24 protein-coding genes and 2 tRNA genes are annotated in these 26,214 nt (G+C 71.0%); 16 read left to right on the top strand and 10 right to left on the bottom strand.

Annotated elements, in window-relative coordinates; all coding sequences use genetic code 11:
- Positions 1 to 98 precede the first annotated feature (98 nt).
- Complete coding sequence (locus ACFXMF_RS28440; protein ID WP_360312159.1) at positions 99 to 770, bottom strand: VTT domain-containing protein; 672 nt, start codon at positions 768 to 770, stop codon at positions 99 to 101.
- A gap of 160 nt (positions 771 to 930) precedes the next feature.
- On the opposite strand from ACFXMF_RS28440, the gene ACFXMF_RS28435 reads away from it, so the two are divergent.
- Positions 931 to 2,298: an FAD-dependent oxidoreductase gene (locus ACFXMF_RS28435; RefSeq protein ID WP_379992046.1), complete on the top strand. Its 1,368-nt coding sequence runs from the start codon at positions 931 to 933 to the stop codon at positions 2,296 to 2,298.
- A 55-nt stretch (positions 2,299 to 2,353) separates the two neighbouring features.
- On the opposite strand, the gene ACFXMF_RS28430 is transcribed toward ACFXMF_RS28435, so the two are convergent.
- The 3 genes from ACFXMF_RS28430 to ACFXMF_RS28420 form a co-directional block, all read right to left on the bottom strand.
- Positions 2,354 to 3,316 (bottom strand): hypothetical protein, encoded by a 963-nt coding sequence (locus tag ACFXMF_RS28430; RefSeq protein ID WP_379992048.1) that lies wholly within the window; start codon positions 3,314 to 3,316, stop codon positions 2,354 to 2,356.
- The gene (locus tag ACFXMF_RS28425) at positions 3,313 to 3,924 is read right to left on the bottom strand and encodes a SigE family RNA polymerase sigma factor (RefSeq protein ID WP_360312153.1); all 612 of its coding nucleotides are present in this window, start codon (positions 3,922 to 3,924) and stop codon (positions 3,313 to 3,315) included. The genes ACFXMF_RS28430 and ACFXMF_RS28425 overlap by 4 nt, the downstream gene beginning before the upstream one ends.
- Positions 3,925 to 4,081: 157 nt before the next feature.
- A complete protein-coding gene (locus ACFXMF_RS28420; RefSeq protein WP_379992050.1) occupies positions 4,082 to 5,095 on the bottom strand; it encodes an LPXTG cell wall anchor domain-containing protein in 1,014 nt (337 codons plus the stop codon).
- Between the two features lie 378 nt (positions 5,096 to 5,473).
- Between ACFXMF_RS28420 and fbaA the strand changes: the two genes are divergently transcribed.
- Together fbaA and ACFXMF_RS28410 are read left to right on the top strand one after the other, a co-directional pair.
- Positions 5,474 to 6,496, top strand: a complete 1,023-nt coding sequence (gene fbaA, locus ACFXMF_RS28415; RefSeq protein WP_360312149.1) for a class II fructose-bisphosphate aldolase — start codon at positions 5,474 to 5,476, stop codon at positions 6,494 to 6,496.
- A gap of 102 nt (positions 6,497 to 6,598) precedes the next feature.
- Positions 6,599 to 7,015, top strand: coding sequence for a DUF3151 domain-containing protein (locus tag ACFXMF_RS28410; RefSeq protein ID WP_026219278.1), 417 nt, complete (start codon positions 6,599 to 6,601; stop codon positions 7,013 to 7,015).
- A gap of 83 nt (positions 7,016 to 7,098) precedes the next feature.
- Here ACFXMF_RS28410 and ACFXMF_RS28405 read toward each other — a convergent pair whose 3' ends face one another.
- Positions 7,099 to 8,076 carry a diacylglycerol kinase family protein gene (locus tag ACFXMF_RS28405; RefSeq protein WP_360312146.1) on the bottom strand — a complete coding sequence of 326 codons (978 nt, stop codon included), beginning with the start codon at positions 8,074 to 8,076 and terminating at the stop codon, positions 7,099 to 7,101.
- Between the two features lie 124 nt (positions 8,077 to 8,200).
- Here ACFXMF_RS28405 and ACFXMF_RS28400 point away from each other — a divergent pair, with 124 nt between their 5' ends.
- The 7 genes from ACFXMF_RS28400 to ACFXMF_RS28370 all read left to right on the top strand — a co-directional run bounded on the left by ACFXMF_RS28400 (position 8,201) and on the right by ACFXMF_RS28370 (position 16,524).
- On the top strand, positions 8,201 to 9,493 hold the full coding sequence (locus ACFXMF_RS28400; RefSeq protein ID WP_360312144.1) for an adenylosuccinate synthase: 1,293 nt from the start codon (positions 8,201 to 8,203) through the stop codon (positions 9,491 to 9,493).
- A gap of 120 nt (positions 9,494 to 9,613) precedes the next feature.
- Positions 9,614 to 10,966 (top strand): aspartate aminotransferase family protein, encoded by a 1,353-nt coding sequence (locus ACFXMF_RS28395; RefSeq protein ID WP_379990528.1) that lies wholly within the window; start codon positions 9,614 to 9,616, stop codon positions 10,964 to 10,966.
- Positions 10,967 to 11,211: 245 nt separating this feature from the next.
- Positions 11,212 to 11,931, top strand: a complete 720-nt coding sequence (locus ACFXMF_RS28390; protein WP_360312140.1) for a GntR family transcriptional regulator — start codon at positions 11,212 to 11,214, stop codon at positions 11,929 to 11,931.
- Positions 11,932 to 12,005: 74 nt separating this feature from the next.
- Positions 12,006 to 12,608: a hypothetical protein gene (locus ACFXMF_RS28385; protein WP_355545100.1), complete on the top strand. Its 603-nt coding sequence runs from the start codon at positions 12,006 to 12,008 to the stop codon at positions 12,606 to 12,608.
- Between the two features lie 37 nt (positions 12,609 to 12,645).
- A complete protein-coding gene (gene purD / locus ACFXMF_RS28380; protein WP_360312137.1) occupies positions 12,646 to 13,926 on the top strand; it encodes a phosphoribosylamine--glycine ligase in 1,281 nt (426 codons plus the stop codon).
- Between the two features lie 192 nt (positions 13,927 to 14,118).
- Positions 14,119 to 15,495: a hypothetical protein gene (locus tag ACFXMF_RS28375; RefSeq protein ID WP_360312135.1), complete on the top strand. Its 1,377-nt coding sequence runs from the start codon at positions 14,119 to 14,121 to the stop codon at positions 15,493 to 15,495.
- Between the two features lie 126 nt (positions 15,496 to 15,621).
- Positions 15,622 to 16,524, top strand: coding sequence for a phosphoribosylaminoimidazolesuccinocarboxamide synthase (locus ACFXMF_RS28370; protein WP_379990526.1), 903 nt, complete (start codon positions 15,622 to 15,624; stop codon positions 16,522 to 16,524).
- Between the two features lie 129 nt (positions 16,525 to 16,653).
- Here ACFXMF_RS28370 and ACFXMF_RS28365 read toward each other — a convergent pair.
- The 3 genes from ACFXMF_RS28365 to ACFXMF_RS28355 form a co-directional block, all read right to left on the bottom strand.
- Positions 16,654 to 16,729: transfer RNA gene (locus tag ACFXMF_RS28365), tRNA-Gly, on the bottom strand.
- Between the two features lie 92 nt (positions 16,730 to 16,821).
- Positions 16,822 to 16,893, bottom strand: a tRNA-Gly gene (locus tag ACFXMF_RS28360).
- A gap of 173 nt (positions 16,894 to 17,066) precedes the next feature.
- Positions 17,067 to 17,393, bottom strand: coding sequence for an Lsr2 family protein (locus ACFXMF_RS28355; protein WP_360312131.1), 327 nt, complete (start codon positions 17,391 to 17,393; stop codon positions 17,067 to 17,069).
- A gap of 497 nt (positions 17,394 to 17,890) precedes the next feature.
- Between ACFXMF_RS28355 and purS the strand changes: the two genes are divergently transcribed.
- The 3 genes from purS to purL are packed head-to-tail and all read left to right on the top strand — an operon-like array spanning position 17,891 to position 21,068.
- A complete protein-coding gene (gene purS, locus ACFXMF_RS28350; RefSeq protein WP_360312129.1) occupies positions 17,891 to 18,145 on the top strand; it encodes a phosphoribosylformylglycinamidine synthase subunit PurS in 255 nt (84 codons plus the stop codon).
- Entirely contained in the window at positions 18,142 to 18,819 is a 678-nt protein-coding gene (purQ, locus tag ACFXMF_RS28345) for a phosphoribosylformylglycinamidine synthase subunit PurQ (RefSeq protein WP_360312127.1), read from the top strand. Before purS ends, purQ begins: the two co-directional genes overlap by 4 nt.
- Positions 18,819 to 21,068 (top strand): phosphoribosylformylglycinamidine synthase subunit PurL, encoded by a 2,250-nt coding sequence (purL, locus tag ACFXMF_RS28340; protein WP_360312125.1) that lies wholly within the window; start codon positions 18,819 to 18,821, stop codon positions 21,066 to 21,068. The genes purQ and purL overlap by 1 nt, the downstream gene beginning before the upstream one ends.
- A gap of 77 nt (positions 21,069 to 21,145) precedes the next feature.
- On the opposite strand, the gene ACFXMF_RS28335 is transcribed toward purL, so the two are convergent.
- Positions 21,146 to 22,021 carry a hypothetical protein gene (locus ACFXMF_RS28335; RefSeq protein WP_360312123.1) on the bottom strand — a complete coding sequence of 292 codons (876 nt, stop codon included), beginning with the start codon at positions 22,019 to 22,021 and terminating at the stop codon, positions 21,146 to 21,148.
- Positions 22,006 to 22,356, bottom strand: a complete 351-nt coding sequence (locus tag ACFXMF_RS28330; protein WP_379990525.1) for a hypothetical protein — start codon at positions 22,354 to 22,356, stop codon at positions 22,006 to 22,008. The genes ACFXMF_RS28335 and ACFXMF_RS28330 overlap by 16 nt, the downstream gene beginning before the upstream one ends.
- A 105-nt stretch (positions 22,357 to 22,461) precedes the next feature.
- On the opposite strand from ACFXMF_RS28330, the gene ACFXMF_RS28325 reads away from it, so the two are divergent.
- The 3 genes from ACFXMF_RS28325 (at position 22,462) to purM (ending at position 26,031) form a co-directional block, all read left to right on the top strand.
- Positions 22,462 to 23,250: a sterol carrier family protein gene (locus ACFXMF_RS28325; RefSeq protein WP_360312119.1), complete on the top strand. Its 789-nt coding sequence runs from the start codon at positions 22,462 to 22,464 to the stop codon at positions 23,248 to 23,250.
- Between the two features lie 37 nt (positions 23,251 to 23,287).
- Entirely contained in the window at positions 23,288 to 24,844 is a 1,557-nt protein-coding gene (gene purF / locus ACFXMF_RS28320; RefSeq protein ID WP_360312117.1) for an amidophosphoribosyltransferase, read from the top strand.
- Positions 24,845 to 24,957: 113 nt separating this feature from the next.
- Entirely contained in the window at positions 24,958 to 26,031 is a 1,074-nt protein-coding gene (gene purM / locus ACFXMF_RS28315) for a phosphoribosylformylglycinamidine cyclo-ligase (protein WP_379990524.1), read from the top strand.
- The last annotated feature ends 183 nt before the right edge of the window (positions 26,032 to 26,214 follow it).

The raw sequence follows: 26,214 nt of genomic DNA, 5'->3' as shown, positions 1-26,214 counted from the left end.
CCCCATGTCTTTTTATTTTGGTTTCTGAGGCCCCGCGCCCGCACATCAAAACCGGGGGGGGGTCCAAGTGGCCCCCCCCCGCTTCGCAGCGTATGTGTTCAGTTACCCGACGACGAGGACGCCGCTTCGCGCTTCGCCTCCCGCTTGCTGCGAATGACCTCGATGATGATCGGGAGCAACGAGATCAGCACGATGACGAACACCCCCGGCAGCAGGTATTTGTCGATACTGCTGCCGATCGAGTCGCCGAGCTTGTAGCCGAGCAGGATGATTCCGTCGGTCCACACCAGGCCGCCGATGACGTTCCACACGAAGAACGTCCGCGCGGGCATCTCCAGGACGCCGGCGACGGGGTTCAGGAAGGTGCGGACGATCGGGATGAACCGGGCGAGCAGCACGGCCTTGGCCGGGCCGAACTTCTCGAAGTACTGCTCGGCCTTGGTCACGTACTCGGCCTTGAACAGCTTGGAGTCCGGTTTGCTGAACATCTTCGTGCCGTACCGGGCACCGAGGAAGTGGCCGAGTTGGGCGCCGGCGATCGCGCACAGCGGTGCGCCCAGGAGCAACCAGGGCAGCGAGATGGACGTGCCGACGATCTCTTCGGCCGACGAGGACGCGGCGACGCCGGCCAGGAACAGCATCGAGTCGCCGGGGAAGAAGAACCCGACCAGCAGACCCGTCTCCGCGAAGATGATCGCGAGGATGCCGATGAGTCCGAACGTCGAGATGAGGGACGTCGCGTCGAGGACGTTGACAGCTTGGAATTCCACCTCTGGAGGGTAGTCCGCGCGACGCGCGCCTCGTCACCCGTCCCCGCCTGGAACCCCGCATCATTACCAGGTCGGGACCTTGTCGGCGGGGATCGTGCGCTCGGCGAGGGTGCCCGGGTACACGCAGACACACATCCGCACACACGGTCAGGGGTAGCACGTGGGCATCGAACGGCTGGTGGTGATCGGTGGCGACGCCACCGGAATGAGCGCGGCGTCCCAGGCCCGACGGCGGCGTGGCGAGGACGACCTGGAGATCGTCGTGCTCGAACGCGGCCGGTTCTCCTCGTACTCCGCGTGCGGCATCCCCTATCTGGTGTCCGGCGAGGTGGACGGCCCGGACGCGCTGATCGCGCGCACGCCGCAGGAGCACCGCAAACGGGGGATAGACCTGCGCCTGGGGGTCGAGGCGGAGGAATTGGACCTGGATCGGCGTCAGGTGGCGGTCCGCGACCTGGGTACCGGGCGGGCCGACCGGATCGGCTTCGACCAACTCGTGCTCGCCACCGGCGCGGTGCCGATCCGTCCGCCGCTGCCGGGCATCCAGGCGCCCGGCGTGTACGGGGTGCAGACCCTGGACGACGCGCGCGAGCTGATCGAGTGGCTGGCTCCCGAGCACCGTACGGCGGTGGTGATCGGCGGCGGCTACATCGGCATCGAGATGGCCGAGGCGCTGGTGAACAAGGGTCTGCGGGTCACCGTCGTGGACCGCTCCGCGCACCCGATGTCCACCCTCGACCCGGACATGGGCGCGCTGGTGCACGAGGCGATGGAGGGTCTGGGCATCGAGGTGGTGACCGAGACCGAGGCCCGGGAGATCGAGCTGGTGGACGGTCGCGCGAGCGCCGTGCTGACCGACGACGGCCGCTTCCCCGCGGACATCGTGGTGCTCGGCCTGGGCGTGCGTCCCGCCACCGAGCTGGCCCGCGCGGCGGGCCTGCCGCTGGGCGCGAGCGGTGGTCTGCAGACCGACCTGCGGATGCGGGTCACCCCGGACGGCATCTGGGCGGGCGGGGACTGCGTCGAGGTGCTCAACCTGGTCTCCGGCCGGCGGCAGCACATCGCGCTCGGCACCCACGCGAACAAACACGGCCGGGTGATCGGCACCAACATCGGCGGCGACTACGCGACCTTCCCCGGCGTCGTGGGCACCGCCGTGAGCAAGGTCTGCGACCTGGAGATCGGCCGGACCGGGCTGCGCGAGAAGGACGCCGCCGCCGCGGGCTACGAGTTCGTCACCGCGACCATCGAGTCCACCGGCCGGGCCGGCTACTACCCGGGTGCGCGCTCGATGACGGTCAAGATGATCGCGGAGCGGATCACCGGCCGGCTCCTGGGTGTGCAGATCGTCGGCCGGGACGGCGCCGCGAAGCGGATCGACACCGCGGCGGTGGCGCTCACCCACCGGATGACGGTCGAGGAGATGACCGCGCTGGACCTCGGTTACGCGCCGCCGTTCTCGCCGGTGTGGGACCCGATCCTGGTGGCGGCGCGCAAGGCGGCACAGAAGGTGGCCGAGCAGCGCTGACCCGCCGCCGACCCGCTCGGCGGCGCCGTCGACACGGCGCCGCCGAGGACGGGGTTCAGCCTCCCGCGGGGGCCTTGAAGCCGGAGAGGTCCAGGGACGCGACGATGCGATCGGCGATGTCGTCACCGGCCGGCAGCCCGGTCGTGTGCACGTACACCCCCTGTTCGACCAGCCACCACAGCCGGACCTGGTAGGACCCGACGCCGGCGCAGGTGACGGTCCAGGAGCGGTACTTCGCGGGATATCCCGCGACGGTGACCGTGGACTTGGTGTCCAGCACCGAGACGGCTCCGGTCGGCGGCGGCGTGACCACCATGCCGTCGCGCAGGCACAGCGGCTGGGTCAACGCGCCGGCATCGGTGTCCACGAACGGGTCGGACGGCCACAGGCCGGACGGGTCCGGCACCGGCTGGACGTTGATCCAGGCGCCGTGGCCCAGGCAGTCCCCGGCATACTTCGCGTTCGCGAGCACGCACTGGTGTGCGGCGTCCTCGCGCACCACCGTCCAGGACGGCTGCCTGGCGAACTTGATCGCCGAGACGTCGGGGGACCTGGGCCTGGTCAGGAAACCGGGCGGCTCGCTCGTCGGGGGCGTCGACGGCGGTCGGCTCGAAGCCCGGGTATGCGTTGCCCGGCCGGTCTCGGGGGTGTCCGATTCCGGTGCCTCGGGCGACTGCGCGCCCGGCGCCGTGGTGGTCCGCTCCGGCGTCGCGACGGTCGTGGTGGGGGTCGGCCGCACACTCTGGGTGGGCAGCGGCGAGGGCACCCGGGACTGCATCGGCGCGCTGGTCTTCGTGTCCGGCGCGCCGACCAGTGACACCCCGCCGAAGGCCGCAGCCACGGTGGCCAGGATGGCGAGCGGGATGCCGATCGTGTGGCGCCGGCTGCGGTGCTCGCGCACCGACCCGGGCGGTCCCGGCGGGCGCAGCGAGCCGAGCGTGACGGAGTCCGCGCGCGAGGCCAGGGCCGCGCGCAGCAGATCCTCCATCGATTCGTCGCGCGCATCGCGTTCGGTCACGACTGTTCGTCCTTCATGAGTTTTTCCAGGGCGTCGATGGCACGGCTTGCCGTGGACTTCACCGCTCCACGGGAAAGCCCGAGGGTCTCGGCTATCTGGGCCTCCGTCATATCGGACCAATAGCGCAGCACCAGCACTTCGCGCTGTCGCGGGGCCAGGCGTTGCACCGCGCCGAGCACCCGTAGATGCTCCTCGGACAGGACCACCGCGTCCTCGGGCGAGGAGGCGTCGGGTTCGTGTGGCGGCACGTAGGCGCGGGCGGTACGCCGACGGCGCAGCACGGAACGGGAGAGGTTGACCACCGAGGTGCGCAGGTACGCCAGCGCGTTGTCGACGTCCTCCAACTCCTCGCCGAAGCGTCGGTACAGCGCGGTGAAGGCGTCCTGGACGACGTCCTCGGCGGTGCCGAGGTCGTCGACCAGCAGGATGGACAGCCGGACCATGCCGAGCCGTTGGGCGTGATACAGCTCGGTCAACGTCGGGCGGGCCGGCGGTTCCTCACTGCCACCCTTGAGGATCCGAAATCGCGACCGACGCGGTATCTCGGGCGACGTCGTTTCCTCCGATGGGGAGCCGGACGACTGCTGGTCGCCCCCGAATGCCGGCATGCTCAGCAGCGCCACAGCTCCGCCGCCCCCTTCGCTGTCATGAAACCGCCCCCACCCTCCGCGCACAGCTTGTGTCCTGGTGACGCCCCGCCCCCCGAAGGGTTGCGTGGGCGCCCGAAGTTCTTTTCCCCACGGCTCAGTTCGCCGCCACGCCGGTTCAGTTCCGAACGCGACGACGCCGTGTCACGGCGAGTCCGGCACCTCCGACGAGGACCAGCACGGCTCCGGCGGAGGCCAGCGGGGCGACCATGGAGCCGCCGGTCTTCGCGAGCTCGGCCCGGTCGGCGGCTTGCGCCCCGGAGGTGGTGGCCGCCGCATCCGTCGCTTCGACGGAAGTCTTCGTCGAGGGCGTGGCGGTGGGCTCCGGCTCGGTCGACGGCTTCGTGGAGGGCTTGGTCGACGGCTTGGTGGTGGGCTTCGTGGAGGGCGTGGTCGACGGGCTAGCGTTGTCGAGCACGTCGAAGTACGCGAACTCGCTGCGTGGCTGCCGGTCGGAGACGTCGATCGAGGCCGAGAGGTGGCTGTGCACGGCGTTGGCGGGCAGCGAGGACTTGATCGTGAACGCCAGGTCGATCGTGGTGCGGGTACCCGGCGCGCCGCGTCCGCTCAGGGCGAATCGGCCCGCCAGTACGCCCTGGCACTCGCGGCGCAGCGAGAGCTTGCTCGTGACGCCCGCGTACGAGTAGCTCACCGCGACGTCGGCCGGCTTGGCCGCGTACCTTTCGGTGCTGCCCTTGGGCGGGTTCGGGTCCAGGCTCGACTTCCCGTCCACGGAGAAGTACACGGCCACCGGGATCCGGCCCGTCTGCGTGCCCGAGCCGTTGACCACGGTGATCCGGGCGTGCACCAACCGCTCGCGGGTCACCCGGGTCGGCACCCCGCTCAGTTGGATGCCCACCTTCGACCAGTCCGTCGTCACGGTGGTCGAAGCGGCGCGCGCCGGTGCGCCGGCGGCGGAACCCCCTTTGTCGGAGCCGCTCTTCGCGGCGGCGTCGGTGGCCTGCTTCGGGTTGTCGGGCGTCTTGGCCCCGGCGTCGGCGTCGGCGCCCGCGCAGGCGTATGCCGTGCCCGCCATCCCGGGCACCAGCGGCAGGCCGACGCCCAGCAGCAGGGCGGTGGAGACGACCGCGGCCGCCTTCTTGCCAAAAGTGTTCATAACGGTCACGCGCATGACAGGGGTGTCCCTTGGGGAAGGTTGTGGGAAAAGAAACGAGGATGAACCGGGGCTCGGGTGTCACGAAGGCCGGTGCCGCTCGGCCCCGCATGTCGTTCCCGCCGCGTCCCCGCTTGCTCTCAATGCCTAAGACGCGCTTCCAATGGGATGGTTGCGTCCGATGGGAAATTTCGTGCGGAGGTTTCCCGAGAGCCCGGTGCCACCCGCATGCCGAACTGACGCTCCGTCAGATATTGCATCCGGTCCCCCGAACGGGGAGGGCGGGATGCGGTGTCGTTCGGGGTGGTCTGCCAGGATGGGCGGCAAGCGGGGATACGGCCATCCGTGTCCGAAACCCTCATATCACCGCTTGGCCGAGCAACGAGGAGCAGACGCATGCCCATCGCAACTCCCGAGGTCTACGCCGAGATGCTCGACCGGGCGAAGGCCGGTCGATTCGCCTACCCGGCGATCAACGTGACCTCGTCCCAGACCCTGAACGCCGCGCTGCGTGGCTTCGCCGAGGCGGAGAGCGACGGCATCGTCCAGGTGTCCACGGGCGGCGCGGAGTTCCTGTCCGGCACCACCGTCAAGGACATGGTCGTGGGCTCGGTCGCGTTCGCCGAGTACGCGAAGGTGGTCGCGGAGAAGTACTCGGTGAACATCGCCCTGCACACCGACCACTGCCCCAAGGACAAGCTCGACGGGTTCATGCGCCCGCTGATCGACATCTCGGCGCAGCGGGTGGCCAAGGGCCAGGACCCGCTGTTCCAGTCGCACATGTGGGACGGCTCGGCCGTACCGCTCGACGAGAACCTCGAGATCGCCCGCGAGCTGATCGCCAAGTGCGCCGACGCGCGGATCATCATGGAGCTGGAGATCGGCGTCGTCGGCGGCGAGGAGGACGGCGTCGACAACGAGATCAACGACAAGCTCTACACGACCCCGGCCGACGCGCTGGCGACGGTCGAGGCGATCGGCCTGGGCGAGAAGGGCCGGTACATGCTGGCCGCGACGTTCGGCAACGTGCACGGCGTGTACAAGCCGGGCAACGTGAAGCTGCGCCCGAGCATCCTCAAGGACATCCAGGACGCGGTCGCCGCCAAGCACGGCCGGGAGAAGCCCTTCGACCTGGTCTTCCACGGCGGCTCGGGCTCGCTCCTGGAGGAGATCCGCGAGGCGCTCGACTACGGCGTGGTCAAGATGAACGTCGACACCGACACCCAGTACGCCTTCACCCGCCCGGTCGTGGACCACATGCTGCGCAACTACGACGGCGTGCTCAAGGTCGACGGCGAGGTCGGCAACAAGAAGCTGTACGACCCGCGTTCGTACGGCAAGGCGGCCGAGACCGGGATGGCCGACCGGGTCGTCGTGGCCTGCCGCGACCTGCGCTCCGCGGGCACCCGGCTGAAGTAGCCGCCCCGCTTGCCGCACCCGCACCGCCGAAGCCCGCGACCACGAGGTCGCGGGCTTCGCGTCGTGCCGGGCATTCGGTCCCGATGGGCAATCATGGGGACCATGACCATCGATCAGAACCTTTTCGGCGGACCCGACCCCACCTACCTGCCCGAGGAAGCCGAGCCGCTGGCGTTGCTCGTGGACGGGGTGCCGCCGGCCGAGGTGGCCGCGAAGTTCCCGACCTTCTCGCTCGCGTGGGCCGACCTGGCCGACGACGCGTTCGCCAAGGGCAACGTGATCGAGTCCTACGCCTACGCCCGGGTCGGCTACCACCGCGGCCTGGACGCCCTGCGGCGCTCCGGCTGGCGCGGCCACGGCCCGGTGCCGTGGGAGCACGAGCCCAACCGCGGCTTCCTGCGCTCGCTGCACGCGCTGGCGCGGGCGGCGGGGGCCATCGGCGAGGAAGAGGAGTACTCGCGCTGCACGATCTTCCTGCGGGACAGCAGCCCGGCGGGTGCGGACGCGCTCGAAGGCTGAGACCCGACCCTCGGTCGAGATGCCTCGAACGCCGGCCGGACCGGATGCTCCCGGCCCGGCCGGCGTTCGGCCGCCCTGCGGGGCTACGCCGGGACGAACAGCCGCCAGCCCGTCGGCCGCACCGTCCACGTGCGCAGCCGTACCGGTCCGGTCGCCATGCCGTCCGCCGCGTAGGTGAAGTCGCGACCGCACACGGTGATCTCGTGGGCCCGCAACTGCACGAGCGCGTCGCGGGCCTGGGCCGCGCCGAACCGGACCGCCCCCGGATGCCCGGTGATCATCACGCTCGCCAGCCCGGCACCGCGAACGCCGTCCGTGCGATATGCGCTCTTCGTACCATTCGACCCGTTCGTGCCGCTCGATCCGTCGCCCCCGCCGGGTCCGTTCGACGTGACTTCCGTCATCTTCGCCCCGGGGGTCGCCGCGCCGTCGCATCCCAGATGCACCGAGAACACCGGCCGATCCATGTCGGCCACGACACACCCGTCCGCCTCGATCCGCAGCCGGTGACCCGAGGGCCCCACGGCCGCGCCGACGGTGCTCGACACGCTCCGCACGGCCTGGTCGACCAACCCGCGCCAGCCGCGCCCGATGGCCGGCCGTACCGGCGCCGGACGGGTCGCACGCACCCCGTGACCGATCCGCACCGAGCGCAGCGCGAGCCCGCCCAGGTCGTCCGACATCAGGTCGAAGGAACGTTCGTTCTCGCCCACCGCCACCCGCGCCGCCTTGGCGGGCTCGGTCGGCAGGCCCAACGCCTCGGCCAGTCCGTGGCCGCTCCCGGTGTCCACCGGGACGATGCCCAGGGGTGTGTCGCCGAGCTCGCCCGCACGATCGAGCAGCCGGGCCACGGCGTGCACTCCGGCCTCTCCGCCGATCACCACGACACGCCGACGACCGCGCCGCGCGAGGGCGCGTTGCAGGTCGGCGGTGTCCGTGGGAATGACGATCTTGCTGGGGGCGCAGGCCCGCAGAACATCGAGCGCGACCCGGACGGATTCGCCGTCCGCCGAGCGAGCCGCAGGGTCCGTGATCACGAGCAGCGAGCGCTCGGCCGACACCGGTCGTCCTTCCTCAGGTAACCTCTCCCCGCAAGAGCCCCTTGCCGCGCACCGCGTCAAGGGGCTTGGACCGTCCGGGGCTCCCGTTGTCAAACATGCCCCGCCTGGAAGGGGTGTACGCCTCATGCCCGCACTCGTACTCGTCGGCGCCCAATGGGGAGACGAGGGCAAGGGGAAGGCTACCGACCTGCTCGGCGGATCCGTCGACTACGTGGTCCGGTACCAGGGCGGCAACAATGCCGGCCATACCGTTGTCATCGGCGATCAGAAGTACGCCCTCCACCTGCTGCCCTCCGGCATCCTCACGCCCGAGTGCACGCCCGTCATCGGCAACGGTGTCGTGGTCGACCCGGGGGTGCTGCTGCACGAGATCAGCACCCTGGTCGAACGCGGCATCGACACCTCCAAGTTGATCATCTCGGGCAACGCGCACCTGATCACGCCGTACCACCGCACCCTCGACAAGGTGACGGAACGGTTCCTCGGCAAGCGCAGGATCGGCACCACCGGGCGCGGCATCGGCCCGGCCTACGCCGACAAGATCAACCGGGTCGGGATCCGCGTCCAGGACCTGTTCGACGTCGGCATCCTGACCCAGAAGGTCGAGAGCGCGCTGTCGGACAAGAACCAGATGCTGGTCAAGATGTACAACCGCCGCGAGCTGCGGGTCGAGGAGGTGGTCGAGGAATACCTCGGCTACGCCGAGCAGCTCAAGCCGTACGTCGCCGACACCACGCTGGTCCTGAACCAGGCCCTGGACCAGGGCAAGGTCGTCCTGCTCGAAGGTGGCCAGGGCACGCTGTTGGACGTGGACCACGGCACGTATCCGTTCGTCACGTCCTCCAACCCGACCGCGGGCGGCGCGTGCGCCGGATCCGGCATCGGCCCGACCAAGATCACCGGCGTGATCGGCATCCTCAAGGCGTACACCACGCGCGTGGGGGCCGGCCCGTTCCCGACCGAGCTCTTCGACGAGGACGGCGAGGCGCTGCGCCGGATCGGCCACGAGCGCGGGGTGACCACCGGTCGCGACCGGCGCTGCGGCTGGTTCGACGCGGTCATCGCGCGCTACGCGACCCGGGTCAACGGGCTGACCGACTTCTTCCTGACCAAGCTGGACGTGCTGACCGGCTGGGAGGAGATCCCGGTCTGCGTCGCGTACGACATCGACGGCGTACGGCACGACGAACTGCCGATGTCGCAGACCGACTTCCACCACGCGAAGCCGATCTACGAGAAGCTCCCCGGCTGGACCGAGGACATCACCGGCGCGCAGACGTTCGACGATCTGCCGAAGAACGCGCAGGCGTACGTCCGGGCCCTGGAGGACATGTCCGGCGCCCCGATCTCGGCGATCGGCGTCGGCCCCGGCCGCACGCAGACCATCGAGATCAACAGCCTGCTCCGCGGCAAGTAGCGGGCGGGCGGAGACGGCGAAACCCCCCCCGGGCCCCGGCCGACACACTGTCGGCCGGGGCCCGTGATCGTTGACAACCTGACGCTTCGAGCGGCGTTTGTCCGGCCGTAGGGTGACCGCATGAGCACTCTGGACCCGGCGGCCGGGCAGGCCGTCTACGACGCCGACCGCGCCCATGTCTTCCACTCCTGGTCCGCACAGGGGCTCATCAGCCCGCTGGCGGTCGCGGGCGCCGAAGGTTCCTACTTCTGGGACTACGACGGCAACCGATACCTGGACTTCGCGTCCCAACTGGTCAACACCAACATCGGTCACCAGCACCCCAAGGTCGTCGCCGCGATCAAGGCCCAGGCCGACAAGCTGTGCATGATCCAGCCGGCCTTCGCCAACGACGCCCGCAGCGAGGCCGCCCGGCTGATCACCGAGCTGGCCCCCGGCGACCTCGACCGGGTCTTCTTCACCAACGGCGGCGCCGAGGCGAACGAGAACGCGATCCGGATGGCGCGCCTGCACACCGGTCGGCACAAGGTGCTCTCCACCTACCGCTCGTACCACGGCGCCACCGCCAACGCGATCGCGCTGACCGGCGACCCGCGTCGCTGGCCGAACGAGACCGGCGTGTCCGGCATCGTGCACTTCTGGGGCCCGTACGCCTACCGCTCCGCGTTCCACGCGGACGGCGAGGCGCAGGAGTGCGAGCGCGCGCTGGCGCACCTGGAGAACACCATCGTCTTCGAGGGCGCCCAGACCATCGCCGCGATCGTGCTGGAGACCGTGGTCGGCACCGCCGGCATCCTGGTGCCGCCGGCCGGCTACCTCGCCGGGGTCCGGGCGCTGTGCGACAAGTACGGGATCATCTTCATCGCCGACGAGGTGATGGCCGGCTTCGGCCGCACCGGCGCGTGGTTCGCGGTGGACAACTGGGGCGTCACGCCGGACCTGATCACCTTCGCCAAGGGCGTCAACTCCGGATACGTCCCGCTCGGCGGCGTGATCATCTCGGACCGCATCTTCGAGACCTTCCGCGAGCGCCCCTTCCCCGGCGGCCTGACCTACTCCGGTCACCCGCTCGCGTGCGCCGCCGCCGTCGCGACGATCACCGCGATGCGCGAGGAGAAGATCGTCGAGAACGCCAAGTGGCTCGGCGAGAGCGTGATCGGCCCCGAACTGCGCGCGATGGCCCAACGGCACGCGAGCATCGGCGAGGTCCGCGGTCTCGGTGTGTTCTGGGCGATCGAGCTGGTCAAGAACAAGGAGACCCGCGAGCCGCTGGTCGCCTACAACGCCGCCGGCCCGGCCGCGCAGCCGATGAACGAGTTCACCGCGGCCTGCAAGGCGCGCGGCCTGTGGCCGTTCGTCAACATGAACCGCACCCACGTGGTGCCGCCGTGCACGAGCACCGAGGCCGAGGTCAAGGAGGGCCTGGCCATCCTGGACGAGGCACTGACCGTCGCGGACGCGTTCTGCGAGTAGGCACCCGCCGACCGCCTGCGCGAACGAGCCGTACCCGCACCCCGACCGGTGCGGGTACGGCTCTTTTCGGCATGCGGGGCCCGCTGTTACATGATCCTTACGTGCAACTCCCGACGTTGCGGGCGAAATCGGATGGGCACGTTGCTCCCCAAATCGGATATCCGTTCATATGATCGACGCGATCGACTTGATCGCACGGATGCCCGTCGGCGCGACGGCGTCGACGGCCGGCGGGAAGAGACCGCGTGCAGTCGGCACAGGGCAGTGTTTTAGACGGCGGCCTGCTTCTCGGCGCCGATCCGATCGGCGCGAGCGCCCCGTTGCGGCGGATCAGCCTGCGCCAGGAGATCGCCGAGGTGCTCAGCGACGACCTGGTGACCGGGCGGCTTCCGGCCGGTACCTCGCTCACCGTCAACGAGACCGCACAACGCTTCGGCGTCTCGGCAACCCCCGTACGGGAATCGCTGATCCAACTGGCCGCGCAGGGGCTGCTGCTCGGCGGCCACCACCGAGGCTTCCAGGTGTGCACCTTCACCTGGACCGACTTCGCCGAGATCGTCGAGTCGCGTCGACTGCTCGGTGTGCCGCTGATCGGCCGGGTCGCGCGCACCGCGCCGGAGGAGGCGATGCCCACGCTGCGCGCGCTCGGCGATCGACTCGACGCCGCGCGCTGGAACGGCGACGTGTCCGAGGTGGCCCTGCTCGATCGCCGTTTCTTCGGCGAACTCGGGCGCTGGAGCGGCAATCGCCGACTCGCGGACGTGCTCGCCGTGCTGCGGGTCCAAGCCTGGATGTACATCGTTCCCTACCTGCGCGACGCACCGCCGACCGCGTCCGGCTGGGGCCGCTACCGCGAACTCGCCGACCGGGTCGCGCGGCGCGACGCGGAGGCGGCGATGGCGCTGATGCGCGACTACACCTCGGTCGGTCGCCGGCTCGCCCGCGAACTGGCGGACGCGCGCTGACGATCGCCCTGCCCCAGGACGGTACGGTGGCGCCCTGACCCGCCACCCGCACCGACAAGACCGGGAGCTGCACCGTGGATTGCGACGTCTGGCTCGTTCCGTTGGTGGACGCGCTGTGTCACAACCCGGAGAATCCGTTCCGCGACGAACTGGCCGCCTACGACGCCGCACTCGTCGGCAACGGCCTGCCGGCGGTGCCGGTGCGCACGTGGCAGCCGGGCACCGCCGAGGTGCGGTTGGCGGGCGCGTTCGACCACGAATCGCTGCACTACCTGCGGCGCGCCTACCTGCTGCACCGCACGGGGTTCCCGGTCACCCCGGTGGAGCAGCTCGGCGAGGACTACGACCGCCTCCTGGAGACCTTCGAGGCCGCCGCCCAGTTCTCCCACCTGGTCTGGCACTACGACCACGCGGGCGCCTACCTGCCGGTCGACTTCCCGCAGCCGCTGATGGACGATCCGCTGCCCGAGGACGGCGGCCCGTTGGGCTCCAGCCTGGGGATGCTGCGCGAGCTGGAGGACCTGGCCCCCTACATCGGCGTGGACCTGCTCGACCCGCCCCGCCCCACGCCCACCTACGACGGCGCGCCGTTCGCCCGCGAGCGCTTCGTGTGGGCGACTTTGTACGCCGCCGCGCAGGAGAGCGTGACGCTGGGCGCGATGGTGGTCTTCGCCTGAGTTCGGTGCTCGTGGCGCACCCCACTAGGCTGCCGGTGTGAAGGTCCTCGTGATTGGCAGCGGTGCCCGTGAGCACGCGCTGTGCCGCTCGCTCTCCCTCGACTCCGCGGTCTCCGCCGTCTACTGCGCGCCCGGCAACGCCGGCATCGCCCAGGTGGCCGAGCTGCGCCAGGTCGACGCCCTCAACGCCGGGGACGTGGCCGACCTCGCGCAGCGGCTCGGCGTCGACCTCGTCGTCGTCGGCCCCGAGGCGCCGCTGGTCGCCGGGGTCGCGGACGCCGTGCGTGCCCGCGGCATCGACTGCTTCGGCCCGTCCGGCACGGCCGCCCGGCTGGAAGGCTCCAAGGCGTTCGCCAAGGAGGTGATGGCCGCGGCCGGCGTGCCCACCGCGCGCAGCTACGTGTGCACCACCCCCGAGGAGGCCGAGCACGCGCTGGACGCGTTCGGGCCGCCGTACGTGGTCAAGGACGACGGCCTCGCCGCCGGCAAGGGCGTCGTGGTCACCGACGACCTCGACGTCGCCCGCGCGCACGCCGCGTCCTGCGACCGGGTGGTGATCGAGGAGTTCCTGGACGGCCCCGAGGTCTCGCTGTTCGTGCTGTGCGACGGCAACGACGTGGTGGCCCTGCAGCCCGCCCAGGACTTCAAGCGGGTCGGCAACGACGACGCCGGTCCCAACACCGGCGGCATGGGCGCCTACACCCCGCTCCCGTGGGCCCCCGAGGGCCTGACCGAGGACCTGGTGCGCACCGTCGCCCAGCCCACCGTGGACGAGATGCGCCGCCGGGGCACCCCGTTCTCGGGCGTGCTGTTCATCGGCCTGGCGCTGACCTCGCGCGGCCCGCGCGTGATCGAGTACAACTGCCGCTTCGGCGACCCGGAGACCCAGGTCGTGCTGGCGAGCCTGGCCACCCCGCTGGCCGGCGTGCTGCACGCGTCCGCCACCGGCCGCCTGGGCGAGCTGGAGCCGCTGCGCTGGCACGAGGGCGCCGCGGTGACCGTCGTGGTGGCCGCGGAGAACTACCCGGCCACCCCGCGTACCGGCGACCCGATCAAGGGCCTGGCCGAGGTGGCCAAGCTCGCGCACACCTACGTCCTGCACGGCGGCACCCGCCGCGGCGAGGGCGACGAGGTGTTGTCCTCCGGCGGCCGGGTGCTCTCGGTGACCGGGACCGGTGCGACCCTGGAACAGGCCCGCGAACGCGCCTACGAGGGTGTCGCGCTGATCGGCCTGCCCGGCTCGCACCATCGCACCGACATCGCCGCCAAGGCGATCCGCGGCGAGATCAGCGTCGCCGGCGGGGTCGCGAACGGCTGAATTCGGCCGTTCGCAGTCCTCACCGGTCGGCTCGAACACACGCAGCCGTCCGGCCCCGGATCTCACCCGCAGGGATGGTGTTCGGCCCGAAGGGGCTGAACACCGGAACTCGTCGCATTATCGTGCGAGCACCGCGGGTCGTGACCGACGACCCGGACGAGTGATCCCCGGATCCAGGATCGGATGGGGGCGATGCGTGTGGGCGAGTCGGCCGAACCACTGGCGCTGGCCGAGGCGCGCGCACGGGCGCGCGCCGTGCTGTGGGTGCGCAACGGCGCCGTTCTGGCCGCGCTCACGGCCGCCGGCCTGCTGCTGTACGGCGCTTCGCGCAGCTACGGCGCAAGCGCCCCGGGAACGCTGCTCGCCGTCTCGGCGGTGGCCCTGGTGACCGTGCTCGCCTGGGTCGCGCTCGACCTCGCGCTGGTGCGCAGGACCGGTGTCCCGGCGATCACGCTGGACCCCGGGGACGCCCCCGAACTGCACACGATGGTGCGCGAACTGGCCGAGGAACTGCGCGTCCCGACGCCCGACGGCATCCGGTTGTGCCCGGAATGTGACAGTTGGCTGGAACCCGATCCCCGACGGGCCCGACGCACCGTGCTGGTGATCGGCGCACCGTTCCTGTGGTGGTTGCGGGTGGGCGAGCTGCGCGCCCTGCTCGCCCCGGTCGTGGCGGGCACCGAGGCATCCGCCGAACCGGCCGTCGCGGGCGCCCGGCGCTGGGTGCGCAGGCTGGACGCCGTCGCCGATGTGCGCCGTCCACCGGGCCCGCTCCCGCTGCGCCCGGCACGCCGCGTCTCCCGCGCGTTCGCCCGCCAACTGCTGGGCCTGTGCCAGGGGCACGCCGAGCTGATGGAACGCGAGATCGCGGTCGGCGCGGCGGCACTGGCCATCCCGCTGGAGCCGGAGCTGCGCGCCGCCGCGCACGAACAGGTCGGCCTGGCCTACGCGGGCTGGGACCGGCTGCTGACCCGGCTCGCGGCCCCCGCCTGGACGATCGGGCGCCGCCCGGACGCGCTGATGGCGGGCGTGGTGTCGGCGCTGACCGAGCTGTCCCGGCGGGACAAACTCGCGGACGCCTTCGGGGCGCGGTTGGCCGAGCGGCCCGCCAGCGACCTGCTCGTCGACCCGGTCGGCATGGACGGCGAGATCTCCCGCCTCGCGGCGGGCATCTTCGCGGACAACCCGACCCCGGACCCGGTCCGCTGGACGGACTACCCGCAGGCGGTCATCGAGCCGGTCTGGCGGGCCCGGGCCGAGGCGTTCGCGGCCCCGGTCGACGACGCGCTGGCGGTGCTGCGCCGGGATCCGGACGAGGGCCGCCGCAAGGCCGCCGAGCACCTGTTCGCGGTGGTCGCCTGCGCGGCCCTGGACACCGGTCGGATGCGCCCGGCGGTGGACTGGCTGGACGGCCCGGTCCTGGTCGACGGGGCGGGCCGGGCGGTCGACCTGGCGACGCTGATCACCCGCGCCGTCGACGAGGGCAACGACGCCCCGCTGCGCACCTGGCTGGCCCGCATCGGCATCCCCACCCGCGAACCGGTCCACCCGGGCGGCTCGGCCGCCTAGGCCGTGTCCGGCACGCCCCCACCCAAGCCCGCGCATACCGGCCTCGACCGGGGCCGTGAAAGACTCGGCTCGCCTCGCCCGGGCGCAGACGCGGCGAGTCCACGACCCGAGAAAGTGCTGGTTTCAGTGAGCGGATTCGTCACCAAGCCCGAGCCGGTCGAGGTTCCCGGCCTGACCCACATCCACACCGGCAAGGTGCGTGATCTGTACACCGACGCCGAGGGCAACCTCGTGATGGTGGCGAGCAACCGGATGTCGGCCTTCGACTGGGTCCTGGACCCGGAGATCCCGGAGAAGGGCCGGATCCTCACCAGCATGTCGCTGTGGTGGTTCGAACTGCTCGCGGATCTGTATCCCAACCACGTGATCTCCACCGAGGTACCGGCCGGCGCCCCCGCCGACTGGGCCGGTCGCGCGCTGGTGTGCCGGCGCCTGGACATGGTGCCGGTCGAGTGCGTCGCGCGCGGCTACCTGGCCGGATCCGGTCTGGCGGAATACCGCGCCGAGCGCACGGTGTGCGGGATCACGCTGCCCGAGGGCCTGACCGACGGCTCCGAACTGCCCGCGCCGATCTTCACCCCGGCCACCAAGGCCGAGGTCGGCGAGCACGACGAGAACGTCTCGTACGAGTACGTCGCCGAGCACCACGGCGCCGAGCTGGCCGCCACGCTGCGCCGGGCCACGCTGGCCGTCTACGGCCGGGCCAGGGACATCGCCCGCGAGCGCGGGATCATCCTGGCCGACACCAAGTTCGAGTTCGGCTTCGACCCGCAGGGCCGCCTCGTGCTGGCCGACGAGGTGCTCACGCCCGACTCGTCTCGCTTTTGGCCGGCCGACGAATGGCAGCCCGGGCACGCCCAGCCGTCCTTCGACAAGCAGTACGTGCGCGACTGGCTGGCTTCGCCCGAGTCCGGCTGGGACCGCGCGGCGGACACCCCGCCGCCCGCCCTGCCCGAGGAGGTCGTCCGGCGTACGCACGAGAAGTACGTCGAGGCGTACGAACGGCTGACCGGCCGGCGCTGGGCCTGACCGGCATCCCCGACACCGCCGGACCCCATCGGGGTTCGGCGGTATCGCGTGCCGATCCATCCGCATGTCCGCGCGAATGCCCCACGCACAGCAAAAAGGCCGGATCACCCAGGTGATCCGGCCTTCGCATGGAGCGGACGACGAGATTCGAACTCGCGACCCTCACCTTGGCAAGGTGATGCTCTACCAACTGAGCCACGTCCGCACGACTCGGGGTTTCGGCCCCGCGTTGTGTCCCAACCCTACCCGATCCGCGGAGGTGGTTGCCACCAACCTCGGGTTCGGGGGATCGAGCAGAGCAGGCGACAGGAATCGAACACTGCGTCTCCCCCTTGGAAAGGGGGCGCTCTACCACTGAGCTACGCCTGCGTGTGTTCCCCGGTTTCCCGGGTGCAAGAGAACTCTATAGGACCCTCGGAGGTGCCAAGTACGCTCCGAAGTCGGATCGTTACGGATGTCTGGCTTTGTCCGGGAAAGTTCTTTCGCAGCCCCGCCCCCCGTCCCTCCTGTGGTGCGGGACGGGGGTCGGGTGGGCCGCGTCCTCAGTTGGCCGTGTTGGCGGCCTCGAATTCCGCGTAGACGCGGGCCGGGATACGCCCGCGGGCGGGTACGTCCATGCCCCGCGCCCGGGCCCAGGCCCGTACCGCCGCGGGGTCGGAGGTGACGGTCGTCTGCCGGAACGGCTTTCCCGTGCGCGCGGTGCGCCGGGCGACCGCGAGATAAGGCGCCAACGCGCCCCGCATCTGCTGAACGTGCTCTTCCGAAAGGTCGATTTCATACGACTTGCCGTCGAGGCCGAAACGGATGGTTTCCGTGGCCTCGCTTCCGTCGATGTCGTCGTGCAGGCTGACGACTACACGCTGGGCCATGGCGGTGTCCTCTCGGGTGATAGCACCGAGGCGAAAAACAAAACTACATTGCCGAGTCTAAGCGCTAAACGCGAACCGTCGCGGTGTGGTCCGCTCTTCTTCGGTTCGGTAAGCGCTAATTTACCGGTCGGCGATTCGTTTTCACGATACGCGAGATATTCCTCTCGCCGCGCGCGGGCGGGCGTGTCCGTCGCTCGGACGACCCTGGATCCACAGCCTGTGGACAACATTCGGGCGGCCCGGCCGCCCGGGACGACCCGGCGGGGAACATTGCCCGTTTAGAGGCGATTTATTGACATCAAGGCCCGGCGAACCCGCCTGTGGACAACCCCAAAGCTGTGGATAACTTGGCGTTGGGGCGGTCCCCCGGAGGCGGCCGGTACCCTGATACCGCCGATCCATCGGGTGCCGGCGTCGACCGACCCGATCCAGCAGCAGGGTCCGAACCCCCGTATCCCGGATACGGCCCGGCCCGAACCATCACAGTGGGAGTGCCTGTGGCACGCGTCGTCGTCGACGTCATGCTCAAGCCGGAAATCCTCGATCCCCAGGGGCAGGCCGTGCAGCGCGCGCTGCCGGGGCTGGGATTCGACGGAATCACCGACGTCCGCCAAGGCAAGCGTTTCGAACTGGAGCTGGAGGGACCGGTCGACGAGGCCGCCCTCGCCCGCATCCGCGAAGCCGCCGAGTCGTTCCTCGCCAACACCGTGATCGAGGACTTCGTGGTCCGCGTCGAGGAGGAGGGGAAGTGACGGTCCGCGTCGGCGTCGTCACCTTTCCCGGCTCGCTCGACGACCGTGACGCCCTGCGTGCGGTGCGTATCGCCGGTGCCGAGCCGGTCGCGTTGTGGCACAAGGACAAGAACCTCCAGCAGGTCGACGCGGTCGTCCTGCCCGGCGGATTCTCCTACGGTGACTACCTGCGTTGCGGCGCGATCTCGCGCTTCTCGCCGGTGATGGAATCGGTGATCGAGCAGGCGCAGGCCGGCCTTCCGGTATTGGGCATCTGCAACGGTTTCCAAATTCTTTGCGAATCCCACCTGCTGCCGGGTGCGCTCACCCGCAACGATCACCTGCACTTCATCTGCCGTGATCAAAAGTTGCGCATCGAGAACGTGTCCAGCGCATGGACCTCGGACTTCGCGCAGGGGCAGGAGATCACCGTTCCGCTCAAGAACGGTGAAGGCGGTTTCGTCGCCGACGAGCGCACCCTGGACATGTTGGAGGCCGAGGGCCGCGTGATCGCGCGATACCTCGACGTCAACCCGAACGGATCGCGCCGCGACATCGCCGGGATCAGCAACGCCGCCGGGAATGTGGTCGGTTTGATGCCGCACCCCGAGCACGCGGTCGAGCCGCTGACCGGTCCCACGACCGAGGGCCTCCCGTTCTTCACCTCGATCCTGAAGCGCCTGGTGAACGCCTGATGAGCCTGGACACCGTCAAGAACGCGCTCGACCACCCCGAGGTCGAGCAGCCCTTCGCCGAACTCGGCCTCAAGCCGGACGAGTACACCCGCATCCGGGAGATCCTCGGCCGTCGGCCGACCTCGTCCGAGCTGGCGATGTACTCGGTGATGTGGTCCGAGCACTGTTCGTACAAGTCGAGCAAGGTGCACCTGCGCCAGTTCGGCGACAAGATGCCCGAGAACGACGCGATGCTCGTGGGCATCGGCGAGAACGCCGGCGTCGTCGACGTCGGCCAGGGCTACGCCGTGACCTTCAAGGTCGAGTCGCACAACCACCCCTCCTACGTGGAGCCCTACCAGGGCGCCGCGACCGGCATCGGTGGCATCGTGCGCGACATCCTGGCGATGGGTGCCCGTCCGGTCGCGGTGATGGACCCGCTGCGGTTCGGCGCGGCCGAGCACCCCGACACCCGGCGTGTGCTGCCCGGCGTGGTCGCGGGCATCGGCGGCTACGGCAACTGCCTGGGCCTGCCCAACATCGGCGGCGAGGTCGTCTTCGACCCCTGCTACCAGGGCAACCCGCTGGTCAACGCGCTGTGCGTGGGCGTGATGAAGCACGAGGACATCCACCTCGCGCAGGCGTCCGGCGCGGGCAACCTGGTGATCCTGTACGGCGCCCGCACCGGCGGCGACGGGATCGGCGGCGTCTCGGTCCTGGCCTCGGAGACCTTCGAGGCGGACGGCCCGGCCAAGCGCCCGGCGGTCCAGGTCGGCGACCCGTTCCAGGAGAAGCTGCTGATCGAGTGCACCCTGGAGCTGTTCCGCGAGCACCTGGTCGCGGGCATCCAGGACCTCGGCGGCGCGGGCCTGTCCTGCGCGACCTCCGAGCTGGCCTCGGCCGGCTCCGGCGGTATGCGGGTCGAGCTGGACACCGTCCCGCTGCGCGACCACACGCTCTCGCCCGAAGAGATCCTGATGAGCGAGTCGCAGGAGCGCATGTGCGCGGTCGTGGAGCCGGCCCACGTGGCCCGCTTCATGGAGATCTGCGACAAGTGGGACGTGATCGCCACTGTCGTCGGCGAGGTCACCGAGGGCGACCGGCTGGAGATCTACTGGCACGGCGAGCAGATCGTCGACGTGCCGCCGCGCACGGTCGCGCACGAGGGGCCCGTCTACGAGCGTCCGTACGCCCGCCCGCAGTGGCAGGACACGCTCCAGGCGGACGCCGCCGAGCGGCTGCCGCGCCCGGGCACGGCCGAGGAGCTCAAGGCCACCCTGCTGAAGGTCGTCGCGTCGCCGAACCTGGCGGACAAGTCCTGGGTCACCGCCCAGTACGACCGCTACGTGCTCGGCAACACCGTGCTGGCCCAGCCGGAGGACTCCGGCATGGTCCGGATCGACGAGGAGACCGGCCTGGGCGTGGCCCTCGCCACCGACGGCAACGGCCGCTTCTGCAAGCTCGACCCGTACATCGGCGCGCAGCTCGCGCTGGCCGAGGCGTACCGCAACGTGGCCACCACCGGCGCCAAGCCGCTGGCCGTCACCGACTGCCTGAACTTCGGCTCGCCCGAGGACCCGGCGGTGATGTGGCAGTTCGCCGAGACCACCCGCGGTCTCGCGGACGCGTGTCAGATCCTGGGCACGCCGGTGACCGGCGGCAACGTGTCCTTCTACAACCAGACCGGCGAGACGGCGATCCACCCGACACCGGTGGTCGGCGTGCTCGGGGTGATCGACGACGTCGAGCGGCGCACGCCGATCGGCTTCGCCGAGGAGGGGCAGATCATCCTGCTCCTGGGCGACACGCACGAGGAACTCTCCGGCTCGGCCTGGGCCCAGGTGGCCCACGACCACCTCGGCGGCCTGCCGCCGAAGGTCGACCTGGAGCGCGAGCGGCTGCTCGCCGAGATCCTGATCGCGGGCTCGCGGGACGGCATGATCGACGCCGCGCACGACCTCGCCGACGGCGGCCTGGCCCAGGCCCTGGTCGAGGCGTGCCTGGCCGGCGGCCACGGCGCGCGTGTGGTGCTCGCGGAGGACCTGGACCCCACCGTCGCGCTGTTCAGCGAGTCGGCGGGCCGGGCGATCGTCGCGGTGCCGCGGAGCGAGGAACTGCGCTTCGCCGACATGTGCAAGGTACGCGGCCTGCCGTGCGCCCGGATCGGCGTGGTCGACGGTGACACGCTCGACTTCCAGGGCCACTTCACGGTGGCGCTGGATGAGGTGCGCGCCGCCCACGAGGGAACCCTGAAGAACCTGTTCGGCTGAGCCGAGCACCCCCGGGAGGCCCGTGCGACGTGCCCTACGCACACCGCACGGGCCTCCCGGGTTTCCCGAATCGGGCGCTACCGCCCCAACCGATAGGGGCGGAACGTGCCGTGCCCCGGCCAGTACGGGTAGGGGACGGTGCCGTAGTGCGCGCCCTTGGCACCGCTCTCTTCGTACGCGTGGTAGGTCGTGTGCGCCGCGTCGGCCCACCCGGCGAAGATCAGCGTGTGTCCGGCCGCCCCGGGCGCGGTGTTCAGCAGGATGTCGCCCGGCTGTAGGTCGTCCCGGCCGATCGGGTGCGACACCTCCGGCAGGGTCACCGTGGTCAGTCCCGGCGGCGGCAGGCCCCAGGCCATCGAGACCAGTCCCGAGCAGTCCGTGCGGTAGCCGTCGTGCAGCCCGCTCATGCTGTAACCCAGGCGCAGGTCGGCCCATCCTTTCGCGCGGGCCACGATCGCCTCCCCACTCGACGCCGCCGCCGAGCCCGGTGTGACCGAGGCGACCGGCGCGAGCCGGGTGATCCCCGCACCGCGGCCGATCGGCCGGACCGTGACCGGCCCGTCGTAGACCTCGGGCAGCGTGAACGGCGGTTCGGCGACCCGGACCGAGGCGGCGGCCGGCGGCGGGGGAGCCGGGCCGGCCGGGACCAGGTCCAGCAACCGGGTCGCCGCGGCCGTGTCCACCTCGGTGTACGCCCGCGCGTTCTCCGCCAAGCGATCGGCCAGATCCACCCCGGTGCGTTCGGCCCGATCCAACGTCTCCACCGCCTCGCGCAGCCGGGCGCGCACCGCCTCGAAGGTCTGCGGCGCCAGCGGCCGACTCGCCGCCACGTCGACCGCCGCGACGCGCTCGCGCAGCGCCCACACCTCCCCGGAGACCGCGCGCAGTCGCCCCGCGAGCGCCACCAGCGCGCCCGGTACGGCGGCGAACCCGCCGCTCATCGCGGCGCCCATCGCTCGTCCAACCAGGCCGCGCTGCCGCCGGCCGGAAAGTGCTCGTGCGCACCCGGCCCGGCCGCCTCCCGGGCGGCCCGCTCGTTGGCCGCGATCCGAGCGAGCGCGGCCCGCATCGCCCCCGCGTGCGCCCGCAGCGCCTCGACCACCGCGAGCACGGCCGGCTCGGTCGCCGCACACTCCCGCCGCCAGCTCTGCGCGCGCACCGCGAAGGCGTCCGCCGCGCCGCCGTGCCAGTCGGCCGCGACGACCGGCCCGGGTCGCACCCGCTCGGTGGCCGTCGCCAACTCGGCCGCGATCGTGTCGACCCGGCCGGGATCCCCGTAATTGCTCATGCGCCCAGCGTCACCGATTCGGCGCCGGGTCGGGCGAGCACCCGCCGAATCTGTGCAGAAACGAATCGCCTACTCGCTCTCGGCCGCGCGCTCTAACCTGCACCCATGACCAGCCGCCCCGCCGCCCCCCGCCCCCGCAAGGTCGACCCGATCAAGGTGCGTGCCGCCCTGATCGCCCAGTGGCGGGCGATCGTGGACGTCACGGCCCGGCTGACCCCCGCCCAACTCGCCGCTCCCTCCGACCTGACCGGCTGGTCCACCGCCAACCTGGTCGGCCACCTGGCCGCGAGCATCCAGGCGGTGCCGCGCTGGCTCGCCGAGCCGGTCCCGAACGGCCCGGTGATCACCGTCGAGCAGTGGGCGAACGGCACCTCCGCGTACGCCGCCGTGATCTCCTCCCTCGCCGACGAGATGGCCGAGGCCGGCCACACCCCCGCCGACTACGCGGACGCCGCGATCGCCGCCCTCGACGGCGTCCCGGACACCCGGGTCACCATCACCCGGATCGGCCCGATGCGCGTCGCCGACATGCTCGTCACCCGCCTGGTCGAGGGTGTCGTGCACGCCGACGACCTCGAACGCGCCCTCGGCGAGCCGTTCCCGCACGACCGGCACGCACTGGGCACCGTGGTCCGGGCGCTGGCCGACGCGTTGGCGACCCGGGTGCCCGGCCACTCGGTCGAGGTCCGCGTCCCGCCGTTCGCCGTAGTGCAGTGCGTCACAGGCCCCCGGCACACTCGGGGCGTTCCGCCCAACGTGGTCGAGACCGACCCAAGGACCTGGATCCGCCTCGCCACCGGCCGCCTGACCTGGGCGGACGCGATCGAGGACGGTCGGGTGCTGGCCAGTGGCGAACGCAGCGACTTGTCCGGATACCTGCCACTGATGGGGTGATCCGCGATCGATCCGGCCCTGTCGTAGACTCGATCACGTGCCACGTGGCGATGGACGACTCAACCACGATCTCTTCCCCGGCGAGAAGGGCCCGCAGGATGCCTGCGGCGTCTTCGGCGTTTGGGCCCCCGGCGAAGAGGTCGCAAAACTCACCTACTTCGGTCTCTACGCATTGCAGCACCGCGGAACGGAATCCGCCGGCATAGCTGTGAGCAACGGATCCCAGATCCTGGTCTTCAAGGACATGGGCCTGGTTTCCCAGGTCTTCGACGAAACCACCCTGGGCTCGCTCCGCGGGCACATGGCCGTCGGCCATGCCCGCTACTCGACCACCGGTTCGTCGGTCTGGGAGAACGCCCAGCCGACCTTCCGGGCAACCGCGACCGGCAGCATCGCGCTCGGCCACAACGGAAACCTCACCAACACGGGTGAGCTGTCCCGTCTGGTTGCCGAGCAGGGCCCCGATCGCGGCGAACTGAAATACCCGTACCAGGGCCGGATCGAGGCCAGCAGCGACACCGATCTGCTGACCTCGCTCCTGGCCGGCAGCCCGGACCTGTCCCTGGAACAGACCGCGATGCAGGTGTTGCCCGAGGTCAAGGGCGCCTTCTCGCTGGTCTTCATGGACGAGACCACGCTCTACGCCGCGCGCGATCCCCAGGGCATCCGGCCCCTCGTGCTCGGTCGACTGGAGCGCGGCTGGGTGGTCGCCAGCGAGACCGCGGCCCTGGACATCGTCGGAGCCTCGTTCATCCGCGAGATCGAGCCGGGCGAGCTGATCGCCGTCGACGAGCACGGCCTGCGCACCCGACGCTTCGCCGAGGCCAAGCCCAAGGGCTGCGTCTTCGAGTACGTCTACCTGGCCCGCCCGGACACCACGATCGCCGGCCGCGGCGTCTACGCGTCCCGGGTCGAGATGGGCCGCCGACTGGCCCAGGAGTACCCGGTCGACGCCGACCTGGTCATGCCGACCCCGGAATCGGGCACCCCGGCCGCGATCGGCTACGCCGAGCAGTCCGGCATCCCGTACGGAAACGGCCTGGTCAAGAACTCCTACGTGGGCCGGACCTTCATCCAGCCCAGCCAGACCATCCGGCAACTCGGCATCCGGCTCAAGCTCAACCCGCTGCGCGAGGTCATCCAGGGCAAGCGACTGGTCGTCGTCGACGACTCGATCGTGCGCGGCAACACCCAGCGTGCCCTGGTGCGGATGTTGCGCGAGGCCGGCGCGGCCGAGGTGCACGTGCGGATCTCCTCGCCGCCGGTGAAGTGGCCGTGCTTCTTCGGCATCGACTTCGCCACCCGGGCCGAGCTGATCGCCAACGGTCTCTCGGTCGACGAGATCGCCAAGTCCCTCGGGGCCGACTCGCTCGCCTACATCTCGCTCGACGCGATGGTCGAGGCCACCACCATCCCCAAGGACCGGCTGTGCCGGGCCTGCTTCGACGGCGAATACCCGATCGAACTGCCCGACCCCGAGCGGCTGGGCAAGCACCTCCTCGAAGGCATCGAGCAGACCGTCCGCACCGACGTGGACGGCGTGCAGGCCCTCCTCGGCGGCGGCGGGGCCGAGGACGCGCTCCGCCGTCCCTGATCAGCCGAGTCCCCGAGTTCTCTTCTTCGGATCGCCGCGTCGCGTTCCCCCATGCGGGGGCGCGGAGCGGTGGCCGAGGAGATCCACCGACCCGACCCGAAAGGGCCGCCGCCGTGAGCGACCAGTCCACCTCCACCCCCCACACCGCGACCTACGCCGCGGCCGGCGTCGACATCGAGGCCGGTGACCGCGCCGTGCACCTGATGAAGCAATGGGTCGGCCAGGCCACCCGGCCCGAGGTCGTCGGCGGCCTGGGCGGCTTCGCGGGCCTGTTCGACATGTCCGCGTTCAAGCGGTACGAGCGCCCCCTGCTGGCCACCGCGACCGACGGGGTGGGCACCAAGGTCGCCATCGCGCAGGCGATGGACAAGCACGACACGATCGGCCACGACCTGGTCGGCATGGTCGTCGACGACCTGGTCGTGTGCGGTGCCGAGCCGCTGTTCATGACCGACTACATCGCCACCGGCAAGGTCTTTCCCGAGCGCGTCGCGGCGATCGTCAAGGGCATCGCCGAGGGCTGCGTGCTGGCCGGCTGCGCGCTGATCGGCGGCGAGACGGCCGAGCACCCCGGCCTGCTCGACCCGAACGAGTACGACGTGGCGGGCGCCGGCACCGGGATCGTGGAGGCCGACGGGCTGCTCGGCGCGGAGCGGGTGCGCGAGGGCGACGTGGTGATCGCGATGGCCGCCTCCGGCCTGCACTCGAACGGCTACTCGCTGACCCGGCACGTGTTCTTCACGCTCGCCGGCTGGAGCCTGGACCGGGACGTCCCGGAGCTGGGCCGCACGCTCGGCGAGGAACTGCTCGAACCGACCCGGATCTACTCGCTGGACTGCCTCGACCTGGCCCGGCGCACCGACGTGCACGCCTACTCGCACGTCACCGGCGGCGGCCTGGAGGCCAACCTCGCGCGGGTGCTCCCGGCCCACCTGGACGCCCGCCTGGACCGCTCGACCTGGACGCCCGCCCCGATCTTCGGCCTGGTCGGCGCGCTCGGCGACGTGGCCCGCGCCGAGTTGGAGAAGACGCTGAACATGGGCGTGGGCATGGTCGCGGTGGTCGCCGCGGACGCGGCCGACGCGGCCCTCGCGGTGCTCGCCGAGCGCGGGGTGCCGGCCTGGATCCTCGGCGACATCGTCACCGGCTCCGGCCGGGCCGTACTGACCGGCGATCACCGGGCATGACGAAAGCACCCGCGGCGGTGGCCGTCGTCCCGGATCGGGACGGCGGTGCCACTGCGGGCGCGTTCGCGAACACGCCAAACGGCCCGGGGTCGAGTAGTCCTGCTACTCGGTCCCGGACCGGGCGGTGTCACCGTGCACGGGCGCCCCGGCTGAAGAGGGCGTTACGTCCCGTGCCCGACGACG

Source organism: Embleya sp. NPDC059213 (genome assembly GCF_042754445.1).
Taxonomy (GTDB): Bacteria; Actinomycetota; Actinomycetes; order Streptomycetales; family Streptomycetaceae; genus Embleya.
This window is presented reverse-complemented; position numbering and strand designations above follow the sequence as displayed.